The sequence below is a fragment of the Microbulbifer mixtoriginis (SeqCode) genome, from assembly GCF_052468275.1.
In genome coordinates this window covers 3,222,418-3,246,073 of sequence record NZ_CP174341.1, presented here as the reverse complement: position 1 = coordinate 3,246,073, position 23,656 = coordinate 3,222,418, and the positions used below count along the sequence as shown (strand labels likewise).

Here is a 23,656-nt window from a genome sequence, read left to right as displayed (position 1 = left end):
CTCTCGAATAGCTCAATGAGTGAGCCAGCATTACAATCCCTCTAGTAACTATAGAGTCAAGGGGACACCAGCATGCGTTACCGAATAGGGGAGGCGGCCAAGCAGGCAGGCTGCAAGGTGGAAACGGTGCGTTACTACGAACAGGTGGGCTTGCTGCCGCAACCATTGAGGTCCGAAGGCAATTATCGCCTGTATTCGGAAGCGCACTTGGCGCAATTGCGTTTTATACGGCACTGTCGCTCCCTCGATATGCCCATTGAGGATATACGCAAACTGTTAACCTTGCGGGAGCAACCGAGAGAGCACTGTGCTGAAATCAATGCGTTGGTAGATGAGCATATTGATAGGGTGGACAGCCAAATGGCACTGCTCGAGCAATTGCGGAAGAGTTTGCTGGCATTGCGCGGCCAGTGTGGCGGCCCCGGTTTTACTGATTCCTGTGAGATTGTACGAGAACTCTCCAGCTGTGACTGCCACCCGGCACAAAGCACGGTATAAAAGTTATCTGTAAGTTGAGAGTGCCTCATTGAAAAAGTTGTTGAGTAAGTTATCGGGAGAATTATTGAGCTGGCCACGGGGAAAGTACCGGGTTGTCTTTCTAGTGGCTCTGGTTGTTGCTCTTACCCTTGCCGTTTGGGCCTTTTTCGCTGAGCCAAGAAGCTTCAGGATCAATGAGCAAGCGCTCCGCCTGGAATCTTGGCCTGCTTCCTGTAGCGGTTTAAGCGTGGCGGTATTGGCGGATTTACATGTGGGTTCCCCCTATAAGGGTATTGAAAGCCTGCGCTCATTGGTTAACCAAGTAAATGCCAGTAGTCCTGACTTAGTACTACTCCCCGGTGACTTTGTTATTCAGGGGGTAGTTGGTGGTTCTTTTGTGACACCGGAGAGTGCCGCTGAAGTGCTTGCCGGCCTCAGGGCACCCTTGGGCGTTTTTGCTGTAATGGGCAATCACGACTGGTGGCTGGACCCGAAAAGAGTAGAGCGGGCTTTTACTGAGAAAGGTATCCCGCTGCTGGAAGATGCATCCACCAAGATCAGTAGCGGCCACTGTGCCTTTCAGTTGGTTGGCATCAGTGATTTCTGGGAGGGGCCACACAATATAGATTGGGCAATGTCTGCCATTGAAGAGTCAGAGACAGTCTTAGCCTTCACTCACAACCCAGATATATTTCCCCAAATTCCACAACGGATTGCCTTGACGATTGCCGGCCACACTCATGGCGGCCAGGTATTTTTACCCTTGATTGGCCGCCCGATTGTGCCCTCTCGCTACGGGGAGCGCTATGCCATTGGTCATATCGAAGAGGAGGGCAAACACCTGTTTGTGAGCCCAGGGGTAGGCACCAGTATCCTGCCGGTAAGATTTCTGGTGCCGCCAGAAGTCACTTTGCTGAGGCTTTTTAGTCGCAGTGAATAAATAAGCAGTTTATGGTTGGTTGGATTGGTTATCTGCTTTGGCAGGATGTAAATAGAGCGCTGGATTAGAATGGCTGCCTGGCTTAATGGGAGAACCTCTTATGATAACTGTCAAGCGCAAGGTCTTGTTTGGGGACTGTGATCCCGAGGGTATTGTTTATACCCCGAGGTTTTCAAATTTTGCCCTGGAGGCCACCCATGAAGCCATGTCTATTTTATTTGATGGGCCGGCTATAGCCACTATGAAGAAGCGGGGGTTCCTGACACCGGTGCGGGCCTTTAATCTGGAATTCTTAAGCCCAGTTACTTGGGATCAGGAGTTACAGCTTAAAGTCAGTGTACACAAGGTTGGCAATCAGTCGTTTACCTTTCTTGTGCAGGCTTATCTCAATCCAGACCTCTTGGCTTTTACGGCAACAATTACTTATGTCACCCTTTCGGTTGAAACCAAACAGAAGATATCCTTGCCGGAATGGTTGAGGGCCGCACTGACAGAATTTAATGCCCGGCAAACCTCTAATCCATAAAGTTCTCTACAAAGAGATCCTTCCAGTTTATTTCCAGGGTAACTTGTACCTTTTCAGATAAGGGAAAATGCTCTGGATCAGAGAGTACTATTTTGGCGAGCTGATTGCGCTCCTGGGGTTTAAACGTATTCTGGAATTCTTCCGGCAGTTGGTCGGAAATGGGCAGTAACTCAGAGATCACGCCTTTATCTTTGTAGCGACCACTCTTGACCGTGACAACCATGCCCGGCCGAAGAGCAAGAATATATCGGCGCGGCATATAGGCGAGTACATAGGGTTCCCCCCAATAGACTTGCATTAGGGGTTCCCCCTCACGGTAGACATCGCCTACAGAGGGAACAGTAGCACCAACCAAGCCATTTACCGGGCTGCGGACTTGGCCATCATCGTAGTGGTCTTTCAGCCTCTGGTAGGCCGTTCCGGCTACCTTGATTGCTGCATCGACAGCTTTTCTTTTCTTGTCTAGCGTGGTGCTTTCTACCTGAATCTTGACCAGTTCCTGGCCCGCATTAAAGTTATCCCTGAGCACCTCCTGATAGGTGATCTTGCTGACAAAACCCTTGTCGGCCAGCTTATTGATTCGCGCCAGAATCTCTTCTATCTCTTGCTTGCGGTGTTCTGCAGGAACCAGCAGTTGTTTGGCTGTCTCGGAAAGCAAGGTAAATTCGGCGGAAATTTGAATCAGGTTGGCCTGGCGGCTGGAGAGGTCTGCCAAGCGCTCCAGTAGTTCCATAGATTCTATTTTGAGAAGTAGCTGCCCCTCCTTAACAGATTCCCCCTCATCAACCTCTACCGCGGTCACTCTGGTGATATAACCCATCTCGACTGCGGCATAATCCCTAAGGACCAGCCCATCTCCTTTGAGGATAAACAAATCCCCAAATAGATAGCGCAGAATAACCAGGGCAAATAATATCAATACCCCGATATAGATGCGCCGCCCAATGGCGCTGTGATGGGGGCGGACCTCACTGGCCATAGTGTCTGGGCGAATATGTTTTCGTATAGTTCTCATACTACTCACTCCCTGACACGATGCACTTTGGAGGGTGCGTAAGTGTCGGTATAGGAGGTTTTAAATACCCACTCCTGAATATAAGAGTAGAGCCGAACGATACGCATCAGATTGACATACAAAATACTGTATCCCAGCAGGTAAGGCCAAATTGGAGTGGCTCTAAATTTATTTGTGGCAAGTGCGCTGAGGGTGAAGGTAATAATGTCCATTATGATTAGGACAATCTGAGCCGCTATCAGAATAAACCAGCCATTAACGCCGTAATGGTAAAATAACCAGACTAAGTAAACTGGCAGAATTAAGATGGCAATTACATTAAAGAGCAGGAATTCGAACTGATGAAAAAATTCCCTAAATTTAAGGCGACGTTCAAACGGATTAATGAAGTGACGATACTTTCTGAAACGTAGGCGAACGGCATCTCTTTCCCAGCGGAACCTTTGCCGGATCAACGTTGCTAGGTTGGTGGGGACATCGGTATAGCAGATGGAGTCGGCAGCGTAGCCAATTTTCCAACCATAGTTGCGTAAGCGCAATGTGACATCCAGGTCTTCACCGCCGCCGGAATCAAAACCGCCTACTTGTATTAAAGCCGTTCTACGAAAAGCACTAAAAGCTCCAGAAGCACAGGACATTTGTCCTAGCATGAAAAGCGCGTGCTTACCTAGAGAAATGCTAATAATATATTCAATTGCCTGAAAAACTGTAAGTAAATTTACATCCCAGTTGCGAACTAAAATATTGTTTGATGCTCCCCCGACCTTGGGATCATCGAACTGACGTAAGATATTCTTTATGGCGTGATAGTCGAAGGAGCAGTCGCAGTCAACGTTTAGGATAATTTTCCCTGTCGTATAGCGAATGGCTAGGTTTGCTGCAGCAGATTTCCCTCCGCGCAATTCTGTCGAATGTGCACCATGAATCAGGCCTATTTTTAAGAGTTGACGGATTTTATCTCTAGTTCCATCTGTGGAACCATCGCTTACTACAATAATCTCATCGGGAGGGCGGCTCTGCTCCCATAAGCTGAGTACACATTTCTCTATAGCGTCCTCTTCGTTGTGACCGGCAATAATCACAGAAACTTTCCCCAGACTTTTAAAATCTGCTTCAAATTCTGGTTTCGAATTAAAAAAAACCAGCGCAGTAAAGAACGAAAATAAGTAGCGGGGGATCTCGAAGATCACCACCACCCAGAGCATCAAAAAAAGCGTTGTATAGCTTTGAGAGATAAGGTAGTAGTAGCCGTCCTGAATTTCTTCCCACATTAGCTCAGGTCCTCGGGGCCATAGACCTGGAGGATGGGTTCCACATCCAATCGCAAAGAACTCGCAGCTCTTTGCCCGGCTTCTTCACTAAATTTGTACAGATCTTTCTGGCTGATATGGCTTACCAGGATAAAATCTTCCATCCTGCCTTTGGCCGCGGTAACCGGATATTCCCCTTTCATCACCTTTTTTAGCGAGTGGCTTAAACTCTGGAAAAACTGATTGCGGCTGTGAAAAAATTGGCGGTTACCGTGTTCTTGCTCTACCAAATATTCATTTTCATATTTGATGCAGAGCAGAGCAAATTCGCTCTCATTGTTTTTCCAATCTTTCAGCTCTTTGTTTAAAACTACGATAAGTTCGAATGGAAGCCCGGCAAAGATAGGGCTTTGCTGGGTGAGTTCCAGGAATGCATGGCCGGCATGCAGGTAATGAACGGCTTTTTCGGTGAGGCTATATTTAAAAATATCCCCAGTTTTTACCGAATCGCCATCTATATGGGTGTCGCAATTAAGGCATAAAAAGCCAACTTCTGTTTCTGAACTGGATTTACCGCAGGAATTGCATATCAAAATGGTGCCCGGTTTATCGTAATCGCTACCGAAATGGCTCATTTCCATTCGGCACTTGGGGCAGATTAAATATTCGCCCTGGCGAAAGTCGTCTTCAGGCCCAAGGTAGGCACACTTAAAGTGGTGCAGATAGAAGGATTCTCTCAAGTTGGGGGATCGACATTCCGGGCACTCTTCGCGCACATTAAATTGAGAGGCACTGCAACCGTTACAAATATGCCGGCGGTCAAAAAAGCTGCCGGCCAGTAATTCGGCCGTCATCATTTTTTCGCATTCGTGCAATACCGTTTCTGAATCTAACAGGGTGTTAAAGCAAACGGTGGTGCGCGAGTCTGGCTGGTAGCTAGGGGTTAGGCTTATCCCGGAGACAAAGATGCGGGCCAGGATTTTGTCGTCATCGTTCTGGGGGTTGTAGAAATCCGGGTGTAACTGAGAGCGGCGAAAGTTAAAGGAATCGATTAACTTGCCGTACTCTGTAGGGTCTGCCTTGAGCGTGTTAGAGGCATCCAGGTCTGCCCTGACTCCCAGTGTGCCGGTTAGGTCAATCACCGGTAGCAGGTGCAAGCCTATCTGGCTGTTCCAGAGTTTTTCGATGCACTGAGGAGTCATGGGCTCCTCAACCACCAGGGCATCACACTTCTCAATGCCTGGATGCACCGTATTAAAATCACTGGGCCAGCGATAATAGTTGTATGCATCAGTGAGAAAGGAGATGGCAAACCCTCCTACAGAAGGGGCAAACTGACGCCGGTTGTACTTGCTTGATACGGTTGGCGGGTAAAATTCCGCCTTAAGTAAAACGATAGACCACGAGGGCTGAAGCGCCAGCCGGCAGGAGATAAGGAGGTTAGGCTTGGTCTTATGAGCTGGGTATCGCGATTGACTATAAAGTCGAGTTTCAGCCAAAAAAGTGGGGTCGCCAAGGGATAACTATCGGCTTCTGAGGTATTCCCAGCAATTTACTCCCTTACCTTGTGTACTTTTGAAGGGGCGAAGGAATCCGCATAGGAGGTTCTAAAGATCCACTCCTGTACATAGGCATAGAGCCGTACTACACGCATCAAGTTGACATAGAGAATGCTGTAGCCGATCAGAAATGCCCAGAGCGGAAGGGTGCTGAATTTATAGGTAGCATAAGCTGCGAGAGCAAAAGTGAGACAATCCAGCATTATCAATACTATCTGTGCACCGATTAAAATAAACCAGGCATTACTGCCGTAACTCGCAAACAGCCAGACCAAGTAGATGGGCAAAGCGATAGCAGCGATCACATTAAAGATCAAGAATTCAAATTGATGAAAGAACTCTTCGAATTTGATGCGGCGCTTAAAAGGATTGATAAAGTGGCTGTACTTGCGGTAACGCAAACGCACAGCATCCCGCTCCCAACGCAAGCGCTGACGAATTAGAGTCAGGATATTTGTGGGTACATCCGTATAGCAGATCGCCTCTGGGGCGAAGGCGATATCCCAGCCGTAGTTGCGCAGGCGAAAAGTAATATCCAGATCTTCCCCCCCACCGGAATCAAAACCACCTACCTGGTCAATAGCGGTTTTTCGGAACCCGCTGTAGGCGCCAGACGCACAGCACATTTGCTTGATCATGGCCAATGCATGCCTGCCGAGGGAGATACTGACAATGTATTCGATAGTTTGAAATGCGGTGAGTAGGTTATCGTGAGGGTTGCGCACAAAAACATTACCGGAAACCACCCCCACTTTGGGGTCTTCAAAGGGGAGTAACACTTCCTTCATAGTGTGGTGCTCAAAGGAGCAATCACAGTCTACGGTGATAACGATATCGCCAGTGCAAAAGCGAATCCCCAGGTTTAGTGCGGAGGCCTTACCACCTCTAAGTTCTGTTGCATGGGCTCCCTGAATGAGTCCTCGGGTCAGTAAGCTGGACATCACTTTTCTGGTTCCATCGGTGGAGCCATCGCTCACCACGATGATTTCATAGGGCTTAACACTTTGCGCCCAAAGACTGTGCACACACTTTTCGATCGACTCCTCTTCGTTATGACCAGCAATAATCACCGAAATTTTGCCGATCTTCTCCAAATCTACTTCTTTCTCGATCCTTGAGCTAAAAAAGAAAACCGCGGTGAAGAAAGAGAAGATATAGCGAGGGAGTTCCAGGAAGATCACGATCCAGAACATGATAAACAGAGCGCCCCGGCTCTGTGCGAACAGAAAAGTAAAGCCGTCATGGATTGTCTCCATCATCTGTGCAATACACCTTTGATGGAGGCTTTAGGCTGCTTGTTCGGTGAGCAGCTACAGAGAGCGTCTTTATAGAGAGAGTCTTGGCTGTGGCTCTCTTTGAGCCGGGACATGGCTATTCCTCCAGCTTCGAGGCAAACCTGGTGGCAATTGCAAGCTTCTTTCCGGGCACTTTGAAGCCATAGATACGATATATTGAGAGGATCGAGACGCCAAATTGTCCAGCAGACCAGGCGCTCAGGCGCTATAGAAGGGATCAACTTCTAGGTGGTGATGATTGAACCAGTTTGCGTGTTCCAGTTCGCTTGTTTTTACTTGTTACAAGTACAAAGTGGCCAGGGGTAGGGCGGCCAGAGGGGAAGACTTTGTAATTGGCTTAGCGCTCGAGGAATACTGCTGTGGCCATCCCGCCAGCAGTACAGACCCCGATGACCGCTTTGTTCGCATCTCTGCGCTTGAGCTCCATCAGTGAAGAACCCAGGTAACGAATGCCGGACATTCCATAGGGGTGACCAAGGGCAATGGCGCCACCATTAACATTAGTAATATCCCAAGGCGTTTCCAGTTCCGCTTGGTTATAGAGGGTGGTAACCGCAAAGGCTTCGTGTAACTCCCAAAGGTCTATCTCTCCCATAGAAAGCCCCTGATACTTCATTAAGCGCTTGATGGCTGGCGCCACGGCAATACTCATTTCATCGGGGGCCACCGCTGCAAGCTGCATACCGCGAAATAGCCCCAGGATGGGCAGGTTTCTTTTGGCGGCCAGCTCGGCATCCATCATGACGACGGCCGCAGCGCCATCAGAGAGCTGCGAAGCGTTGCCCGCGGTTACAGTGCCGCCATCATTCACTGGCTCTAAAGCCGATAACCCTTCCAAGGTGGTACCGGGGCGTGGGCCTTCATCTTCTTTCAGCAACACTGTCTTTTCTGAGATCTGCCCAGTCTCTTTATCTTTTATCGACATGACTGTCTCAAAAGGAACGATTTCTTCGGCAAATTTGCCTGCTCTGTGCGCTTCCGCCACGCGTTTTTGCGACTCCACCACATAGGCATCTTGTGCCTGCCGGCTGATGGAAAAGGTGTCAGCGACGAAATCCGCTGTTTGGATCATGGTCCACCAAACCGCGGGGATTTCTTGTTGCAGGGGCTCATAGACAAAGTGATTCAGGTTCAGGCTGAACTGCACGAGACTAATACTTTCTACGCCACCGGCAACGCCGACCTGCATTTCCCCGCTGGCGATCCGATTCGCTACGATCGATGCGGCATTGAGACCCGAGCCGCAGTAGCGGTTAATCGTCATACCGGGCACTTTGACGCCACAACCTGCAAATAGGGCGGCGTTGCGAGCGATATTGTGGCCGGTTGCTCCCTCAGGTAATCCACAGCCCAGTACAACGTCTTCCACTTCCTCGGGATCCAAAGTAGCTCTGTGCAGCGCTTCCTTGATGACATGCGCGGCCATGGGGATACCGTGGGTTTGGTTTAAGGCACCGCGCCTTGCTTTGGCGATTGCGGTTCTACAGTAGGCAACAACGGCAACGTCTCGCATGGGGTATGCCCTGAGTTTTGAGGCTTTTGTAAACAGTAGAACAGCTGATATTGCTTTGTACTGGAAGCATTATCTGGAGGGTTAGGGGGGTTAAAGATAGTTTATTGACCTGCCACTTCCCGGGTATCTACTGTCCCACCAAACTGTCAGATGTGACTAATGTAGCGTATATCGACTTTTTTCGGTTAAACCTTCATCAAAATTTAACACTTCGTAGAATAAACCGACTTCTTTGTTGGTACGCATTTCTATAAAATGCGCGCCAATTCACATTATTCGAATTCTAAATAACAAACAGGAAGTTGGGGTTTATGACTGTTTCTCGCCGTACATTTGTGCAAGCCATGGGGCTTGCGCTGCTCACACCATTTACCGTTCGCTCATTAGCGGCTAGCAATAGCGAAACCTATGCGCGCTTTAATCTGAGTGGCAGCCCCTCGGGCTACGATATCGATCAGGATGGGTTGATCTTCGATTTGTCTGTGGCCTCCGGTGATCCCAGCCAAACTGGTGTGGTGCTCTGGACCCATATCAATCCCGCTGCCTTTGTACCCGGCCAAATCCTGTATGTGGATGTGGCTTTGGACGATTCATTTACCCAGCCGGTGTTGAGTGCCGAGATCAATGCTGAGGATATTAGTGCGGATCGCGACTACACCGTAAACATCGACCTGGAAGGCTATCTGTCTCCCAATCAGCGCTACTACTACCGCTTTAAATACGGCGCACTGTGCAGCCGCACCGGGCGTTGCCATACCCTGCCAACTGGTGGGCTGGAAAGTATCAAAATGGCGGTGGTGACCTGCCAGGATTACACCACGGGTTATTACAACGCCTACAGCCATTTGGCGGATGAAGATGTGCATTGCGTATTGCACTTGGGAGACTTTATCTATGAGTACGCGCAGTACGAAGGTTTTGAGGATGCGATTGTGCACCCAATGAGCCTGCCTTCCGGCGGTAATGTGGCTATGGATCTCGAAGACTATCGCCATATTTACCGGGAATACCGCAAGGATAAAAACCTGCAGCGGGCGATGGAAATGCATTCCTTTATTATCACCTGGGATGACCACGAAACTGCGGATAACGCCTACTGGGATTACGATCGCGATACCCTGGGTGTGCCATCCCATCCCTACCAAACCGGCGCTAACAATCCCGAGCAATTGCGCCAGCTGCGCCGCGATGCGCAACAGGCCTGGATTGAGTATGTGCCAGCTCGTGTAAAAGTGGATGAGGCGGCCAGCCACGCCTTCGACTACCTGCAAATTTACCGCTCTTTCCAATTCGGCGATTTGGTCGACTTATATATGACCGATAGCCGAACCTATCGCACCAAAGAGCCCTGCAAAGACGGTAGTGCCTGGGAAAACTACTGGTGCACCGATTACGAAGAGAAATCCCAAACCATGCTGGGTAAAACCCAACGGGATTGGCTGATTAATGGCTTGGTCAATTCCAATGCCCGCTGGAAAGTTTGGGGTAACCAGACTCTGCTTGCCCAGTTAGCAGGCACCGCACTGGGGCGCCCTCTGGTATTCGCTAACTACGATGCCTGGGATGGCTATCAATGGGAGCGTGAGAAAATTCTCTCCAGTGTGAAAGACAACAGTGTCGATAATTTTGTTGTGCTGACCGGGGATCTGCACACCAGTATTGCCTCTTACCTGAAAGTAAATTTCAACAAGATCAGCAACTGGGACTATGACAACTTGGTAGGCATTGAGCTGATGACCCCTTCGATCTCGTCACCGAACCTGAATGATACGTTAGAGAGAGGGGTCGACGTGGGTAGCGTATTCACTTCATTGCTTAATGGAGGCGTGCAGGTTAACAATCCGCATATCAAGGATTTTGTCAGCAATATCTATGGCTATGCGGTGATTGAGTTCAACCACAGCGAGCTGAATTGGACTGTCTATGACATCGATAAAAAGTCAGACAACCCATCCACCAATAAAAAGACCTACAAAACGTTTAACTACGAACCCGAAGGTATGTGGCTGACGGAGAAATAGCCAAACCAATAACCATCTTTAATAGCGCCACCCAGTGACTCACCTCAGTGACTGTGGTGGCGCTTTCCTGCGCCTGTTGTATCAACGCCTACCTCTCTAGATTTGGGTCAGCCCCTAAGGCCTATAGAGGCTATCCGTGTTGCTATCTGTCTCTGGGTAACCTATACCCTCGTGACAGATCGAGCGGGTTCCGATGTCGATGCTCACCGTGAATACCACCAGGAGCCATTGATGTTACAGAAAGCGTACCCCTACTACCTGGCCAATGAAGCCATCTATGCCAATACCGAGCTGGATGTAACCGATAAGTACTCCGGCCAGGTGGCAACACAGGTTGCCATGGCAGATACCAAGGTGATCGATAGCGCGATAGATTGGGCCTTGCTGGCAGAAAAACCCATGGCTGCGTTTCCGCCCTACAAACGCCAGCAAGTCTTGGACCACTGTGTACAGCGCTTTCAGACTCGCTTTGAAGAGTTGGCCGTGGCCCTGTGTATTGAGGCGGGTAAACCGATCCACGATGCCCGTGGGGAAGTCTCCCGTTTGATTGATACCTTCCGTGTGGCCGCAGAAGAGGCGGTGCGTATCGATGGGGAGATTATCAATCTGGAAATCTCCAAGCGCAGCGCGGGGTACCGGGGATTTGTTAAACGGGTTCCCGTAGGGGCCTGCTCTTTTATTTCACCGTTTAATTTCCCATTGAATCTTGCGGCCCATAAAGTGGCTCCAGCCATTGCTGCCGGCTGCCCCTTTGTGCTCAAACCCGCGAGTAGAACCCCGATCGGTGCCCTGATTATCGCAGAGGTACTGGCGGAAACCGATCTGCCCAAGGGGGCCTTCTCGGTGCTGCCCTGTCACCGCGAAGGCGCGGACCTGTTTACTGTGGATGATCGCTTTAAGCTGCTCAGTTTTACCGGCTCCCCTGCGGTAGGCTGGGACTTGAAGGCCAGGGCAGGGCGCAAGAAGGTTATTCTGGAATTGGGTGGCAATGCTGCCTGTGTGATTGATCGGGATACCGATCTGGAAGATGCGGTAGAACGCCTGATCTTTGGAGCTTTTTATCAGTCGGGTCAGAGCTGTATCGGTGTGCAGAGGATCTATGGGCATTCCAGTCTATATGAGGACCTGAAAGCGCGTTTGCTGGAGCGCACCAAGAAGCTTAAGAAAGGTGATCCTAAAAATGAACATACGTTTATTGGTCCGATGATTTCAGAGGGGGAAGCGACAAGGTTACATAACTGGATTAAAGAAGGGGTTGAACAGGGAGGTACGCTTCTCTGCGGTGGTAACCGTGATGGCGCCATGCTCGAGCCCACGTTATTAGAGAATGTCCCCAGTGATTGCAATGTAGTTCAGCAGGAAGCTTTTGGGCCTGTAGCAATACTGGAACCCTTTGATGATTTCGATGAGGTGCTGAAAAAGGTCAATGACAGCGCATTTGGTTTGCAGGCCGGGATTTTCACCCGTGATTTGTACAGAGCCCAAAAAGCCTGGGACACCCTGGAGGTGGGTGGTGTGGTAATAGGGGATGTGCCCAGTTGGCGGGTAGACAATATGCCCTACGGTGGTGTGAAGGATTCGGGCCTGGGCCGAGAGGGGGTGCGCTGGGCGATCAAGGATATGACCGAAGAGCGGTTGATGGTGGTGCGCTCACTGCCTGCCTAGCTCGAGATTTGTAGGGGCTCAACAAACATGCCGGCTCGATCAGTGGCTCTTAAAGCGTATATGGCGGGATTGCCCCTCCCATCTAGATGCGTACTTAATAAGCAGCTGGTGAATGACTTTAGGTCAAAATACAGCATGCGACATGCGAAGAGGGCTTCCACAGAAGAGCTGCCGAAGTTGAGTACCGTTGAAATGATATCCACCTGTGAGCGCCCTCCTGAAGCCAAGAATCGTGCAACTCCCGGTCACTTGGTTGTAGGTCATGTTAAGTACATTTTTCTGTATCTAAATTTAAATTGAAATTTTCATTCTGCTTCGATTTTGGAAGATGTGTTAATTGAGGTCGTGTCAGGCTAAACAGCAACGAGTTCTTTTTTATGTCAACAACGATAAATCCAATGAGAAATGGTGGAATATGTTTGAAGTATGGGTGTGTAGCAATGATCTTGGCGATTAGTTCTTTTCCATCTGCTCTAGCTAAAGAAAAAGTTACGCTCAATGATTTTTATCGGCCGTTTGATCTATCTGATATTAATCAAAATAATATGCAAACTTGGCCATATTACAGATATACATCCATGCACTGGGATGACTATGGCATCTTTGGCACGGTGCATATAATGGGTGCAGATAAACCATCCAATCTGGAGGTAGTTAAAGAGCCCTTTAATATAAGTCTGGAAATCCACAAGGGCTGGCCTTTCGTTGAGTCGCTAAATGCCACTCAAACAAAAGGTTTTCTGGTTATGAAAGATAATAAAATTATCGCGGAGTTTTATGATAATGGACTTGATCACAATCAAACTCAGCTTTTGCAATCCGCCTCCAAAACTTATGCAGGAGTCATTATCTCAAAGCTGATTGATAAGGGTAAGATAGATCCTAATTTGACGATTGGAGATTATCTCTCGGATTTTGCTGGTTCAAAAATTGGAAAAGCCAAGGTGCAAGAGGTGCTTGATATGACCTCTGGCTTATTACCCGCGACAGATTATCACGTGCCAGGAGGTGAAGCCTATTTATTTGAGGTTGAGCAAGGCTTAAAGCCGGGTAAACCAACTGGACATCGCAGTGCCATCAAGAATGCTAAAGTCCAGAATGAATCGGGCAAAGTATATACATATAATGATAAAAACACCGATCTATTAGCCATACTTGCAGAAGAAGTTTCAGGGCACCCATTCAACAAGCTTCTTTCGGATCTCTTTAATGATTTTGGGGCAAATAGTTCTGGCTCCATTGCCTTAACCGTTGATGGTACTGCTAGCCCTTCCTATGGTATCAGTACTACCCTACGCGACTATGCACTTTTTCATCAGTGGATTGCCCAGGGCAAGGCTCCAAAGAGCTTTTATGATTCAGTAAAAAATCTTGATAAGGACCTTCTTGCTAAATCTGAAAGTGGCAAGGCACTTGCCACTGCGTTGGGTACTCCTGTGGCATATGGGTCTCAAGCCTGGTACTTGCCAGAATACAATGTCATCTACACAGCTGGTTCCTATGGGCAATATGGGTTTAGTGATCTTAATAGCGGTTTGTCTGTGGTCTTTATGCAGGACTGGGAAGACAATGCTGTACCCAAGAAATTAGTTGAAACCGTGGAGCGTGCAAAATTCCTTATTAATAAACTTGGAAACCAAAAAGGTTCATAGTGCAAGATCAGTGTTGTAGAAATTTTTTACATGTTAGTTAATGTTGGTCTTGGGGAGATTGGCTGGGTTCCTATTGGAGAAATCAGGCTTTGAACGGTTTGTTTATGATAAAGCCTACCTGGAGTCTAAAGGTTGTAACTCGGGCTCTAAGAACAGTGACGCCCAGCCTGCGATGGGTGGGGGTGTTTCTTAGCGGGGCACTGCCACAGGTAATGAAAAACCTCCATGATGTGATTGTTATCGGTGCCGATCCTATCGGCATTACCGCTGCGGTTCAATTCTTATCCCGAGGTCTACAGCCATTGGTGCTGAAAAAAGACACAACCATCGGAAGCGTCATACTGAAGAATGCCTTTCATTTCTACTTATCAAAGATTATTGGCATCGTTGGAAAGTTAGTGCTCATTGTTAAACACTAACTTTCCAACGGGGTAACTACTTATCTAGACTTCTTTTTTCTTAAATCGATGTATCTCACTGCGAAAAAAGGCTCTAATTGAGGTTGCCCCTCTACCCAGTAGTTTTTCTGTATGGTCAGAAAGCTCAATAGTATGGCCCCATTCGCGAGTTACTGGCCAAAGTTGTGCTAAGGCATCAATATCGCTCTCTGGAATTCCAGAATTGAGTAATCCCAGCCTTGCAGTTTCATCGCTGATGGGCATGTATTTAATTTCTCTGTCTAACTCCTCAGATAAGATCTGTGCTATATCGCTATAAGTTATTTTTTCCGGACCAGTGAGAATATATTTCTTTCCTTTATGTAAATTTGGTTCCATTAAGATTTTTGTTGCCACATCGGCAATGTCTTGATGATCGACTGTCACAACGGTTGCGCTCGGTTCGGAACCAAAAGGCGCACTAATAGTACTTAAGTTGGCAACTTCATCGGCCGAAGCGAAGAAATTGCTGTTAAAGCTGGCGGGTTGTAGTATCGTCCAGTTTAAAGTGGATTGAATAAGGTAGTCTTCTGCCTCTCCTAACCATCTTGCTATATCTATAGGCGAATTTGCATCGGCCCCTAAACCGGAGAGTTGCACTATATGCTTGACACCGGCTTGCTCAGCTACACGGATAAAAGCGGCATGTTTCTTGGTGAATGAGGATTCGAACGCGGTAACCAAAAAGGCTGATTCAATACCATTCATCGCCTCTAATAGAGAGTGTTCATCTTCATAGTCCCCCTTTACGTAGCCGATATTCTTAGCCCTTATTGGCGCTTTCGAAATATCACGTAACATAGCTCTAACAGGCATATTGGTGTTGGCGAGATTCTCAAGAATGGCTTTGCCGTTGTTTCCAGTTCCGCCGGTAATAAGAATTTTTTCCATAGCTGTGTCCAAAATACAAATAATTAATTGATGCTTAAGCGCTTTGCTCGGATAAAGATGGGTAGTCCACATATCCCCGTTCATCACCGGAAAAAAATGAAGACATATCTTCTTCGTTATAGGGCCCATTACTTGCCAGGCGCGCTACTAGGTCAGGATTTGATATAAAGAGGCGTCCAAATGAAATGTAATCGGCTGTGCCATCGGCAATAGCGTTGTTTGCAGATTCCGAGTCATACATACCATTGGCAACGTAGCAACCTTTGTAAGCATCACGCAGCTGGGTATGGTCAATGGATGGTTGCTCATTTCTATCCCATGCCCGCTCCATCATCTGTAAGTAAGCCAGGTTATATCTACTGAGTTGACTGACAATATATAAGTAGGTTTCTTGAGCGCGGCTGTCTGTCAAGCTAATCTCTGGTGATAGCTTGATACCGACTCTGTCAGACCCCCAGACTTCACACAGTGCCGATAGAACTTCAAAGGTGAAGCGAGTTCTGTTTTCTATACTCCCTCCGTAAGCATCGGTGCGCTGATTACTGCTGTCATGTAGAAATTGAGCCGGCAGGTAAGGCCCTGCAGCGTGGAGCTCGACTCCATCAAAACCGGCTTTGAGAGCATTCTTAGCTGCCTGTTTGTAATCCGCGATAATGCCTTGAATCTCATTGTGAGTTAGGGCTCTGGGCGTTGCGTAAGGTTTCTTTCCTTCATAAGTATGTGCTGCGCCTTCTGCAGCGATTGGTGAAGGCGCTACGGGAGCCTGGCCTTCGATAAGATCGGGGTGCACTTCTCGGCCCATATGCCAAAGTTGGATGAAAATCTTCCCGCCACAGCGATGCACAGCATCGGTAACCTTTTGCCAGCCTTTGATTTGTTCTTGCGTAAAAATACCTGGTGTATCTACCCATCCGAGCCCTTGAGCTGAAATCGCTGTGGCTTCAGAGATGATCATCGCCGCACCGGCTCGTTGGGCGTAATACTTGGCATTGATGTCTGTAGGTACGCCATCCCTTCCAACTCGAGCACGTGTCAACGCAGCCATAATGACACGGTTGTCAGTTTCTATTGATCCGAGATTTCCTGATGAAAAAAGACTCAGATTTAGATGATTCTTAGCCATATCGCTTAACTCTGCTTGTGTTGATAGGGCGTAGGATAATTATGTGTACGATAGATAGATAATGGTATATTTGTATCAACATGATTAATCAATTGAATCAGGTTTTGATATGACCCAGGAACAACTCAAGATGTTTATCGCTGTAGTTGAGCAGGGCAGTTTTCGAGGTGCGGCAAAGACCATTTTCAAAACCCAGCCGACAATCAGTAATGCAATTAAGAAGTTGGAAGAAGAGTTTGGCTTTCCCTTATTCCATAGAGATAGCTATCGTCCAAGTCTTACAAAGCAGGGGGAGGCTTTTTATAAGCAGTCTAAGCGCGTTATTCAGAGCCTTGAACAGCTCTCCGTAATGGGGCACCAGCTTGGAGCGGGAATAGAGCCAAAATTCACCGTGGTTATCAGTGGTATTGTTGAGCTATCTCCTTTATTAAAACAGATCAAACCCATAGTGTTGTCTTTTCCCAATACAGATTTCAGTATTAGTACTGAACTATTATCGGGTGTTATGGAACGCGTCGATAATAATGAAGCCGATCTAGCATTCGCTACTTTATACGGTGTTGAGAGTAAACATGAATGGAAGAAAATAGGGGAGGTTGAGCTTGTGAATGTTGTGGCGCCTGGGGTCTTCCCAGGGGAAAGTGTCTCACAGTTGGAAGCTGCACAGTTACCGCAAATTGTTGTGAGGGATACCGGCCACTCGGGAAACAAAGGAAATATTAGCTTGCTAGAAGTTGGGCGCAGGTGGCTTGTTAATGATTACCATACAAAAAAAGAATTGACTCTTGCTGGACTTGGTTGGGGGAGAATTCCTAGGCATTTTATAGAGGATGAGCTGAAGAAGAGCTTACTTGTCCCAATCAATGTCGAAGGCATCAAGGCATTTAGTAGTTTTGATTTATGTATTATCCGCAATAGAGAACGTGCTCTGGGGCCAATCGCTAGTAGGTTTTGGAACTTCTTTTAGATTAAGTAGCGAGATTCTGAAAGTGTAAATACTTTTTATATTTGGAGATTCCCAAGATACAAGGATTTCTGATAATTATTTTAACTTTATCAAGTTGCCATGCAAAATTGCAGACTTGCATAAATTTTGCTTCTCTCCGTTGTGTTTGAAATTTTTATAGTCAGTTGGCTATAGAGATTATTGAGTAAAGTAAATGATTGGGAAGCTGAACTTGACCTGGCAGAGCAACTTATAAAAAAACCGGTTACTGTCAGATCAAGTTCTAACGACAAAACATTAAGTTAAATTATTCCTAATAATTCCACCAACAATGTTTATTGGCTGGAATTAGTATTGTATAGCTATTGATATTTACCCTTACTTTCCATTTGGCAGTGGAGCGGAGTCATTGACAAGATGTTCTTGACGCAATTCTTGCCATAGTGCATCAGGGATATTAGTTTCCAAAGCCTCAATATCTTCTTTGATCCTACTAGGTTTGCTCGCACCTGGTATCACCGCAGCAATGGCTGGATTGGCCAGTACAAATTGCAAACCAATAGCCTTAGTGCTAACTCCGTACTTATCGCCAATCGCTTTGATTTTGGAAACTTTTTGCAGTATCGAGTCTGATGCTGGCGCGTACTCAAAATTTGGTCCTCCGACTAGCGCTCCGGAGCTATAGGGGCCTCCAGCTACGATGCCGAGGTCGCGTTCTATTATCTGCGGTATTACTCTCTGGAGAGCTCGAGAGTGATCCAGCAAGCTGTAGCGGCCAGCGAGTAAAAAGCCATCGGGGCGGGGTTCTTCAAGATCAAGAAGTATTTCAATCGGCTCCACTCTGTTTACCCCCAGGCCCCAAGCTTGAATTACGCCTTCATCACGCAGTTTATCGAGAGCCCTGAAAGCACCTTTCCGCGCGCTTTCAAAAATGCCAAGCCATTCGTCACCATAAAAATCCTGGGCAACATCGTGAACCCATGCAATTTCAATACGATCGGTCTTTAACCGCTTGAGGCTGCCTTCTATCGAGCGCATTGTTGCATCGTATGAGTAGTCATTAACAACCTTATTGGGGCGACCATACTTGAAAATCTCACGCTTATCTTGAATATCTCGGTTCGCTACATCTTCAACTTCATCCAAAATTAAGCGACCAACTTTGGTGCTGATAACATAGTTTTCGCGTGGGAAGCTAGACAACGCCTCACCCATACGAATTTCTGCAAGACCGGCTCCATAGAATGGCGCATTGTCAAAATACCTGATACCGCTATTCCAGGCCGCCTGTACCGTTGCTAAGGCTTCAGCATCCGGAATCTCGCGGAACATATTGCCAAGAGGTGCTGTGCCAAATCCGAGCTTACTGGGCAATAGATTTTTCAGCTTCACTTGCTTCTCCCATCAATGAAATTCTTAACTTAAGAGGTTTTGACTATGTGGTCGGGCGGTTAATAATGCCTGACTAGCCAGTTACGTCCCGTTACCAATGTACTTAGCATAAAAACTGCAGCTGATTACTATGGCGATATGGCCTGTTTGTAGTAGCCGACGGTAGTGGGTCGATGGAGTAAGTGTGGGGTAATAGCTTTTGATGAAAAAGCCGTATATAGGCAATATACTATTGATTTAAGGTCAACAATGCAGATTACCCTTCAAGAGCTCCAGGTATTTACCACTGTGGTAGATACCGCTTCGATCACTTCGGCTGCCGAACGGTTAGAGCAGACTGTTTCCGGGGTTAGCCGTGCATTAGCCCGTTTGGAGAATAAACTGCAAGCTACATTGCTACAGCGCACTACCAGGCGTCTGGAATTAACAGAAGAGGGGCAAGCTTTCCTCAAATATGCACGGGATATTCTTGCTTCCGTGGAAGAGGCCGAGGAGCAGATGGCGGCCCGCAAAAAGCACCCCTCAGGTCTTCTGCGTATAGACGCCGCCACACCATTTATGCTGCATGTAATAGCACCTATGGTAAATAGCTTCCGAACTAAATACCCTCAGATAGAGCTTGAGCTAAACAGTAATGAGGGGATAACCGATTTGATAGAGAAGCGCACTGATGTGGCTATTCGTATCGGTAAGCTCCAAGACTCAACCTTATATGCCCGGCCAATAGGTTTTAGCAGAGTTCGAATTCTAGCCAGTCCTGGCTACTTGCAACAGCATGGTACCCCGGAGGATGTGGAGCAACTCGCCCAACACACCTTGCTTGGCTTTACAAAGCCCGAATCACTCAACAAATGGCCGCTGTATGAGCAGAGTGAGGACATGCTGCACATTAAGCCAACGATTACTTCATCTAGTGGCGAGACTTTACGGCAACTAGCACTATCAGATGCAGGAATCGTATGTTTATCAGACTTTATGACCAGGAGAGATCGCCAAGCTGGGCGATTGGTGCAGCTATTCTCTAGTGAAACCTTAGACATGAAACAATCTATTAATGCGGTGTATTACCGTAACACCGCACTTTCATCACGTATTACCAGCTTTATCAATCACATTCTTGAGGAGCTGGGTGATCAACCATTCGATGAGGTTTAACTACATGCACACCTTTATGCAACAGCGAATCTTAGAGAGTGATGGACTAAGTTAATTTTCTGTCTGAAGGATTGACAAGGCTAATTAAAAACCAAAGCTCAGAATTCCACTATAGTCGGCTTGATAATTTTGCTGGCTATGTATTACGAGATGGGTTTGTCCACGGCGATCTGTTTGATATATACCCGCACCACACTGGCTACAAAATCCATATTCTTTTACTGGTCCAGATTTAAAAGAATAGGTATTAAGCTGTTTTGTGGCATCTTCAATGAACGCTGGATTGGAAGTCTCAACAAAACTTATTGCCCCAGCTGCCTTAGGGGAAACTGAGCTATTGAAAAGTTTGTAATGAATAGCCCCACAGTGACAAGTTAAGTGATTCATGGGTTAAATTCCAGAGTGGATTAGTATGGGTTTAAAGTTTACTATTTGGCCGATCTTAATAAAGATCATCAGCGGAAAGTCATAATTAGCTTTAAGGAAATAGTCGGTGCGGCGGGAATATGATAAGTACCACTTAATCAGTGTCTTTTGTGCGGTAGTGGATCATGGCTCTCTAAGCAAAGCCGGTAGCCATTTGGGCTTGTCAGCGCCAACTGTGAGCAAGACACTGGCTCAATTGGAGCAGGTGCTGGGCCAGGTACTATTGATCCGAACAACCAGATCGGTCTCTGTAACCGATGCAGGCAGGCTTGTTTACCAGCAAGGGCAGCAGATAATCAATGCCTTTACTGACCTGGAAGATCGGGTTGCTGAAATTGGGGCCTTGGACCGGGGCAAATTGCGCTTAACCTTCCCTGAAACATTGGGTGAAAATGTCTTTAGCCAAATATGTATTGACTTTCAAGAAGCCTTTCCAGACTTTAATCTCGAGCTGATCTTTACGCCACACCATTTGGATATGGTTGAGGATGATATTGATATTGCCATCCGTGTTTGGTCGGCAATACCAGATAGCCAGTTTTATGCGTTGCCACTTTTTCATATTCATCCCATTTTTGTGGCATCTCCTGAATATTTAAAAAAGAAAGGGCATCCAGACTCAATCGAAGAACTCGGAAAACATAATATTTTGTTGGCCAGGCTTAATGGTTTGAAAGATGGGTGGCTATTCAATGGCAAGTTCTATCAGTTTAAGGGTAATCTTGTTTCTAACAAGACCACTCATATCCGTGCTGCGGCAATAAATGGCAATGGTATTGCTATATTGCCTTCTTATTTCTGTCAGCCAGCCATTAAATGCGGTCAACTAATAGAGATATTTCCTAATTTAAAGCAAGAGGTTCAAGTAGTTGGCGCTCTGTATAAAGTTAGGCGTAATAGCTCAAAAAAAATAGATTTGTTTTTGAGTTTTCTAGAAAGGCGTTTACGAAAGTCAGATTTTGATTTGTTAGTTTCAGCGGAGTCCGAGTAGCTCGGCAGAGTGGAATTCGATTGAAAAACTGAATGTCAGGAGAATGTTAGATTACTTACCTGGTAATAAGACATTCATAGTGTGAGCAATAGAGTGTGTTCGCTCTTCCCCAAACAAGCAGGTTACGAGTGCAAGTGCGAACTCTATCGCGGTTCCTGGTGATTGGCTGGTCACTAAGTTGCGGTCAACAACCACTCGCTGATCGCTGACTTCCCTTACATATTGACTAAGCTCACTACGAAAAGCTTTGTAGCAAGTTGCTTTAAAATTGGTAATTAACTGATGTCGGCCAAGTACGATTACTGGGGCGGTACAAATTGCCCCTAACCAACGGCTGGATTCGATTTGTGCGCGGATAAGCTCCATTAGAGGTTCCGAGTTATGCATACACTCGGCACCTTCCTTACCTCCTGGCAGAGCTATTAAATTCCAAGTGGTATTTAAACACTCCTCTATACGATAAGGCGCTTCGATAACAAGATTTCGTAGGGTAGTGATGCGATTACTCGGCATAATAGAAGCTAGTGTTAGCTCCGCATCCGTCCGACTTAAAATGTCGTAGATAGCAATGGCCTCGATATCTTCAACGCCATCTGCAAGGGGAATCAGTATTTTGGACATGGATACAGCTCCAAAAAGGCTAGGACTTAAGTATTTATAGGCTTTCTAACCTAACGCCACACCTTAAAGCTAATCCCCAGTTCAGGGAGTTAGGCCCATACGGACCTAACTCATTAGTCCTTAAAGCTTAGCCGCGTATACGTCGTACCCGGAATTTACGCCCTTTCAGTTTCCCATTTTCGATCTTTTTCAGTGCTTGGGATGCCACATTTCGTTTAATAGCAATATAGGCAGTTTGATCCAGTACGCTGATCTTGCCTACATCATTACCGTTGATGGGGCGATCGCCGCCGGTTAATGCTCCCAGAATATCGCCGGGGCGGACTTTTTGTTTTTTGCCGCCATCAATTTGCAAGGTGGCCATGGGTGCCTGAAATGGAGGCTCGCTTAGGATATCGGCAGGCGGTGGTGTATCGGGATCGGATAGCGGGTCTTGGGCCAGATCCATTCGCAGTAGTTTGTGGCCTTCCTTCTCGGAAAACAGGGAGTAGGCGCAACCGCGTTCACCGGCGCGGCCAGTCCGTCCGATGCGATGGGTGTGTACTTCCGGATCTTTGGCGATATGAAAGTTAATCACTGCATCCAGTTTGTCGATATCCAGGCCGCGCGCCGCTACATCGGTGGCCACCAGAATAGAGGCGCTGCCATTGGCGAAGCGGATCAGGGTTTCGTTACGCTGGCGTTGCTCCATATCCCCATGCAGGGCCAACACGTTGAATCCCGCCTGCTTTAGGTCACTGGCGACGTCATCGGTCTCGCGCTTGGTGTTACAGAAAATCAGGGTATTGACTGGCCTGTCATTGAGTAAAATGCGGCGGGTCATCTCCAGGCGATCATCGAAACTCTCAGTTTTGTAAAAGCGTTGTTCAAGCACATCCTCACTGTGTGCGGACGCAATGCGTACCATCACCGGCTTTTGCATAACTCGTGCACTGAGCCGTTCAATTTGATCCGGGTAAGTCGCGCTGAACAGTAACGACTGTCGCCGAGCTGGCACTTGCGCCAGAATGGTATCAATAACGTCCTGAAAGCCCATATCGAGCATCCGGTCGGCTTCGTCAAAGACGAGTGTGTCGACATGCTCTAAAGATAGGGTTCCCTTACGCAGGTGTTCTTCGATGCGCCCTGGTGTACCAACAATAATGTGCGCCCCATGCGCCAGGGAGCCAATCTGTGGGCCAAACGGCATACCGCCACACAGGGTCAGAATCTTAATGTTGTGTATTGCCCTGGCCATTCGGCGCAGTTCCTGCGCAACCTGGTCGGCAAGTTCCCGTGTGGGGCACAGAATCAGCGATTGAATCCGAAATCGCTCAACACTGAGCCGCTGCAGCACCCCCAAACCGAAGGCTGCTGTTTTACCAGAGCCGGTTTTTGCCTGAGCAATCACATCTTTGCCATTGAGTATGAGCGGAAGTGTCTTGGCCTGGACCTCGGTCATTGATGTGTAGTTGAGAGACGCCAGGTTTTTCAGCAGGGCTGGCTTCAAGGGGAGTTCGGAAAAGGGGGCAGTCAAGGTAAATCCTGGAGTCGTTGAATGTCAAATACGCGTATTACTCAACCAGCCAGGAAAGTGATTTTCACATTCTAGCTTTTGTCATTACTGCAATGTTGCAATCTGGGCAATACAAATCTTGCCTGGCATTTTAACAGTTAACTCTGAGGAAACCTATTTGCCCGCTGCCTTTAGAGCAGTGCACAGCTGACAAATAGGTAATTTACGCTGATGAAAAATGATCAGTAGAAAATCGGTGGGGCAAT

21 protein-coding genes are annotated in these 23,656 nt (G+C 47.4%); 10 read left to right on the top strand and 11 right to left on the bottom strand.

The window, feature by feature from the left end:
• The first annotated feature begins 72 nt into the window (after positions 1 to 72).
• From ACJJIC_RS14110 to ACJJIC_RS14100, 3 genes are all read left to right on the top strand, one after another.
• Entirely contained in the window at positions 73 to 498 is a 426-nt protein-coding gene (locus ACJJIC_RS14110; protein WP_445357231.1) for a Cd(II)/Pb(II)-responsive transcriptional regulator, read from the top strand.
• 28 nt (positions 499 to 526) lie between these two features.
• Positions 527 to 1,417, top strand: coding sequence for a metallophosphoesterase (locus tag ACJJIC_RS14105; protein WP_445357230.1), 891 nt, complete (start codon positions 527 to 529; stop codon positions 1,415 to 1,417).
• A gap of 100 nt (positions 1,418 to 1,517) precedes the next feature.
• A complete protein-coding gene (locus ACJJIC_RS14100; RefSeq protein ID WP_445357229.1) occupies positions 1,518 to 1,943 on the top strand; it encodes an acyl-CoA thioesterase in 426 nt (141 codons plus the stop codon).
• Here the strand turns inward: ACJJIC_RS14100 and ACJJIC_RS14095 are convergent.
• The 5 genes from ACJJIC_RS14095 to ACJJIC_RS14075 form a co-directional block, all read right to left on the bottom strand.
• Complete coding sequence (locus ACJJIC_RS14095) at positions 1,933 to 2,958, bottom strand: HlyD family secretion protein (protein WP_445357228.1); 1,026 nt, start codon at positions 2,956 to 2,958, stop codon at positions 1,933 to 1,935. The genes ACJJIC_RS14100 and ACJJIC_RS14095 overlap by 11 nt on opposite strands.
• Positions 2,959 to 2,963: 5 nt before the next feature.
• Positions 2,964 to 4,229 (bottom strand): glycosyltransferase family 2 protein, encoded by a 1,266-nt coding sequence (locus ACJJIC_RS14090; RefSeq protein ID WP_445357227.1) that lies wholly within the window; start codon positions 4,227 to 4,229, stop codon positions 2,964 to 2,966.
• Entirely contained in the window at positions 4,229 to 5,707 is a 1,479-nt protein-coding gene (locus ACJJIC_RS14085; RefSeq protein WP_445357226.1) for a TackOD1 domain-containing metal-binding protein, read from the bottom strand. The genes ACJJIC_RS14090 and ACJJIC_RS14085 overlap by 1 nt, the downstream gene beginning before the upstream one ends.
• 53 nt (positions 5,708 to 5,760) lie before the next feature.
• Entirely contained in the window at positions 5,761 to 7,026 is a 1,266-nt protein-coding gene (locus tag ACJJIC_RS14080; RefSeq protein ID WP_445357225.1) for a glycosyltransferase family 2 protein, read from the bottom strand.
• A gap of 373 nt (positions 7,027 to 7,399) precedes the next feature.
• Positions 7,400 to 8,575, bottom strand: coding sequence for a thiolase family protein (locus tag ACJJIC_RS14075; protein WP_445357224.1), 1,176 nt, complete (start codon positions 8,573 to 8,575; stop codon positions 7,400 to 7,402).
• A 311-nt stretch (positions 8,576 to 8,886) separates the two neighbouring features.
• Here ACJJIC_RS14075 and ACJJIC_RS14070 point away from each other — a divergent pair, with 311 nt between their 5' ends.
• The 4 genes from ACJJIC_RS14070 (at position 8,887) to ACJJIC_RS14055 (ending at position 14,332) form a co-directional block, all read left to right on the top strand.
• The gene (locus tag ACJJIC_RS14070) at positions 8,887 to 10,596 is read left to right on the top strand and encodes an alkaline phosphatase D family protein (protein WP_445357223.1); all 1,710 of its coding nucleotides are present in this window, start codon (positions 8,887 to 8,889) and stop codon (positions 10,594 to 10,596) included.
• A 171-nt stretch (positions 10,597 to 10,767) separates the two neighbouring features.
• Positions 10,768 to 12,261 carry an aldehyde dehydrogenase family protein gene (locus tag ACJJIC_RS14065; RefSeq protein WP_445357222.1) on the top strand — a complete coding sequence of 498 codons (1,494 nt, stop codon included), beginning with the start codon at positions 10,768 to 10,770 and terminating at the stop codon, positions 12,259 to 12,261.
• Between the two features lie 440 nt (positions 12,262 to 12,701).
• Positions 12,702 to 13,913: a serine hydrolase domain-containing protein gene (locus ACJJIC_RS14060; protein ID WP_445357221.1), complete on the top strand. Its 1,212-nt coding sequence runs from the start codon at positions 12,702 to 12,704 to the stop codon at positions 13,911 to 13,913.
• An 89-nt stretch (positions 13,914 to 14,002) separates the two neighbouring features.
• Positions 14,003 to 14,332 (top strand): hypothetical protein, encoded by a 330-nt coding sequence (locus tag ACJJIC_RS14055; protein WP_444909529.1) that lies wholly within the window; start codon positions 14,003 to 14,005, stop codon positions 14,330 to 14,332.
• Between the two features lie 24 nt (positions 14,333 to 14,356).
• Here the strand turns inward: ACJJIC_RS14055 and ACJJIC_RS14050 are convergent, their stop codons facing one another.
• Positions 14,357 to 15,241: an SDR family oxidoreductase gene (locus ACJJIC_RS14050; RefSeq protein ID WP_445357220.1), complete on the bottom strand. Its 885-nt coding sequence runs from the start codon at positions 15,239 to 15,241 to the stop codon at positions 14,357 to 14,359.
• 34 nt (positions 15,242 to 15,275) lie between these two features.
• The gene (locus ACJJIC_RS14045; protein WP_445357219.1) at positions 15,276 to 16,364 is read right to left on the bottom strand and encodes an alkene reductase; all 1,089 of its coding nucleotides are present in this window, start codon (positions 16,362 to 16,364) and stop codon (positions 15,276 to 15,278) included.
• Positions 16,365 to 16,473: 109 nt separating this feature from the next.
• On the opposite strand from ACJJIC_RS14045, the gene ACJJIC_RS14040 reads away from it, so the two are divergent.
• Entirely contained in the window at positions 16,474 to 17,331 is an 858-nt protein-coding gene (locus tag ACJJIC_RS14040; protein WP_444904854.1) for a LysR family transcriptional regulator, read from the top strand.
• Between the two features lie 357 nt (positions 17,332 to 17,688).
• Here the strand turns inward: ACJJIC_RS14040 and ACJJIC_RS14035 are convergent, their stop codons facing one another.
• Complete coding sequence (locus tag ACJJIC_RS14035; protein ID WP_445357218.1) at positions 17,689 to 18,702, bottom strand: aldo/keto reductase; 1,014 nt, start codon at positions 18,700 to 18,702, stop codon at positions 17,689 to 17,691.
• A 249-nt stretch (positions 18,703 to 18,951) separates the two neighbouring features.
• Between ACJJIC_RS14035 and ACJJIC_RS14030 the strand changes: the two genes are divergently transcribed.
• On the top strand, positions 18,952 to 19,857 hold the full coding sequence (locus ACJJIC_RS14030) for a LysR substrate-binding domain-containing protein (protein ID WP_445357217.1): 906 nt from the start codon (positions 18,952 to 18,954) through the stop codon (positions 19,855 to 19,857).
• A gap of 84 nt (positions 19,858 to 19,941) precedes the next feature.
• Here the strand turns inward: ACJJIC_RS14030 and ACJJIC_RS14025 are convergent, their stop codons facing one another.
• Positions 19,942 to 20,244, bottom strand: a complete 303-nt coding sequence (locus ACJJIC_RS14025; RefSeq protein ID WP_445357216.1) for a GFA family protein — start codon at positions 20,242 to 20,244, stop codon at positions 19,942 to 19,944.
• Positions 20,245 to 20,350: 106 nt separating this feature from the next.
• On the opposite strand from ACJJIC_RS14025, the gene ACJJIC_RS14020 reads away from it, so the two are divergent.
• Entirely contained in the window at positions 20,351 to 21,274 is a 924-nt protein-coding gene (locus tag ACJJIC_RS14020) for a LysR family transcriptional regulator (protein ID WP_444884774.1), read from the top strand.
• A 51-nt stretch (positions 21,275 to 21,325) separates the two neighbouring features.
• Here the strand turns inward: ACJJIC_RS14020 and ACJJIC_RS14015 are convergent, their stop codons facing one another.
• Entirely contained in the window at positions 21,326 to 21,895 is a 570-nt protein-coding gene (locus tag ACJJIC_RS14015; protein ID WP_444886273.1) for a DJ-1 family glyoxalase III, read from the bottom strand.
• Between the two features lie 127 nt (positions 21,896 to 22,022).
• Positions 22,023 to 23,411, bottom strand: coding sequence for an ATP-dependent RNA helicase DbpA (gene dbpA / locus ACJJIC_RS14010; protein ID WP_445357215.1), 1,389 nt, complete (start codon positions 23,409 to 23,411; stop codon positions 22,023 to 22,025).
• Positions 23,412 to 23,656: the final 245 nt, after the last annotated feature.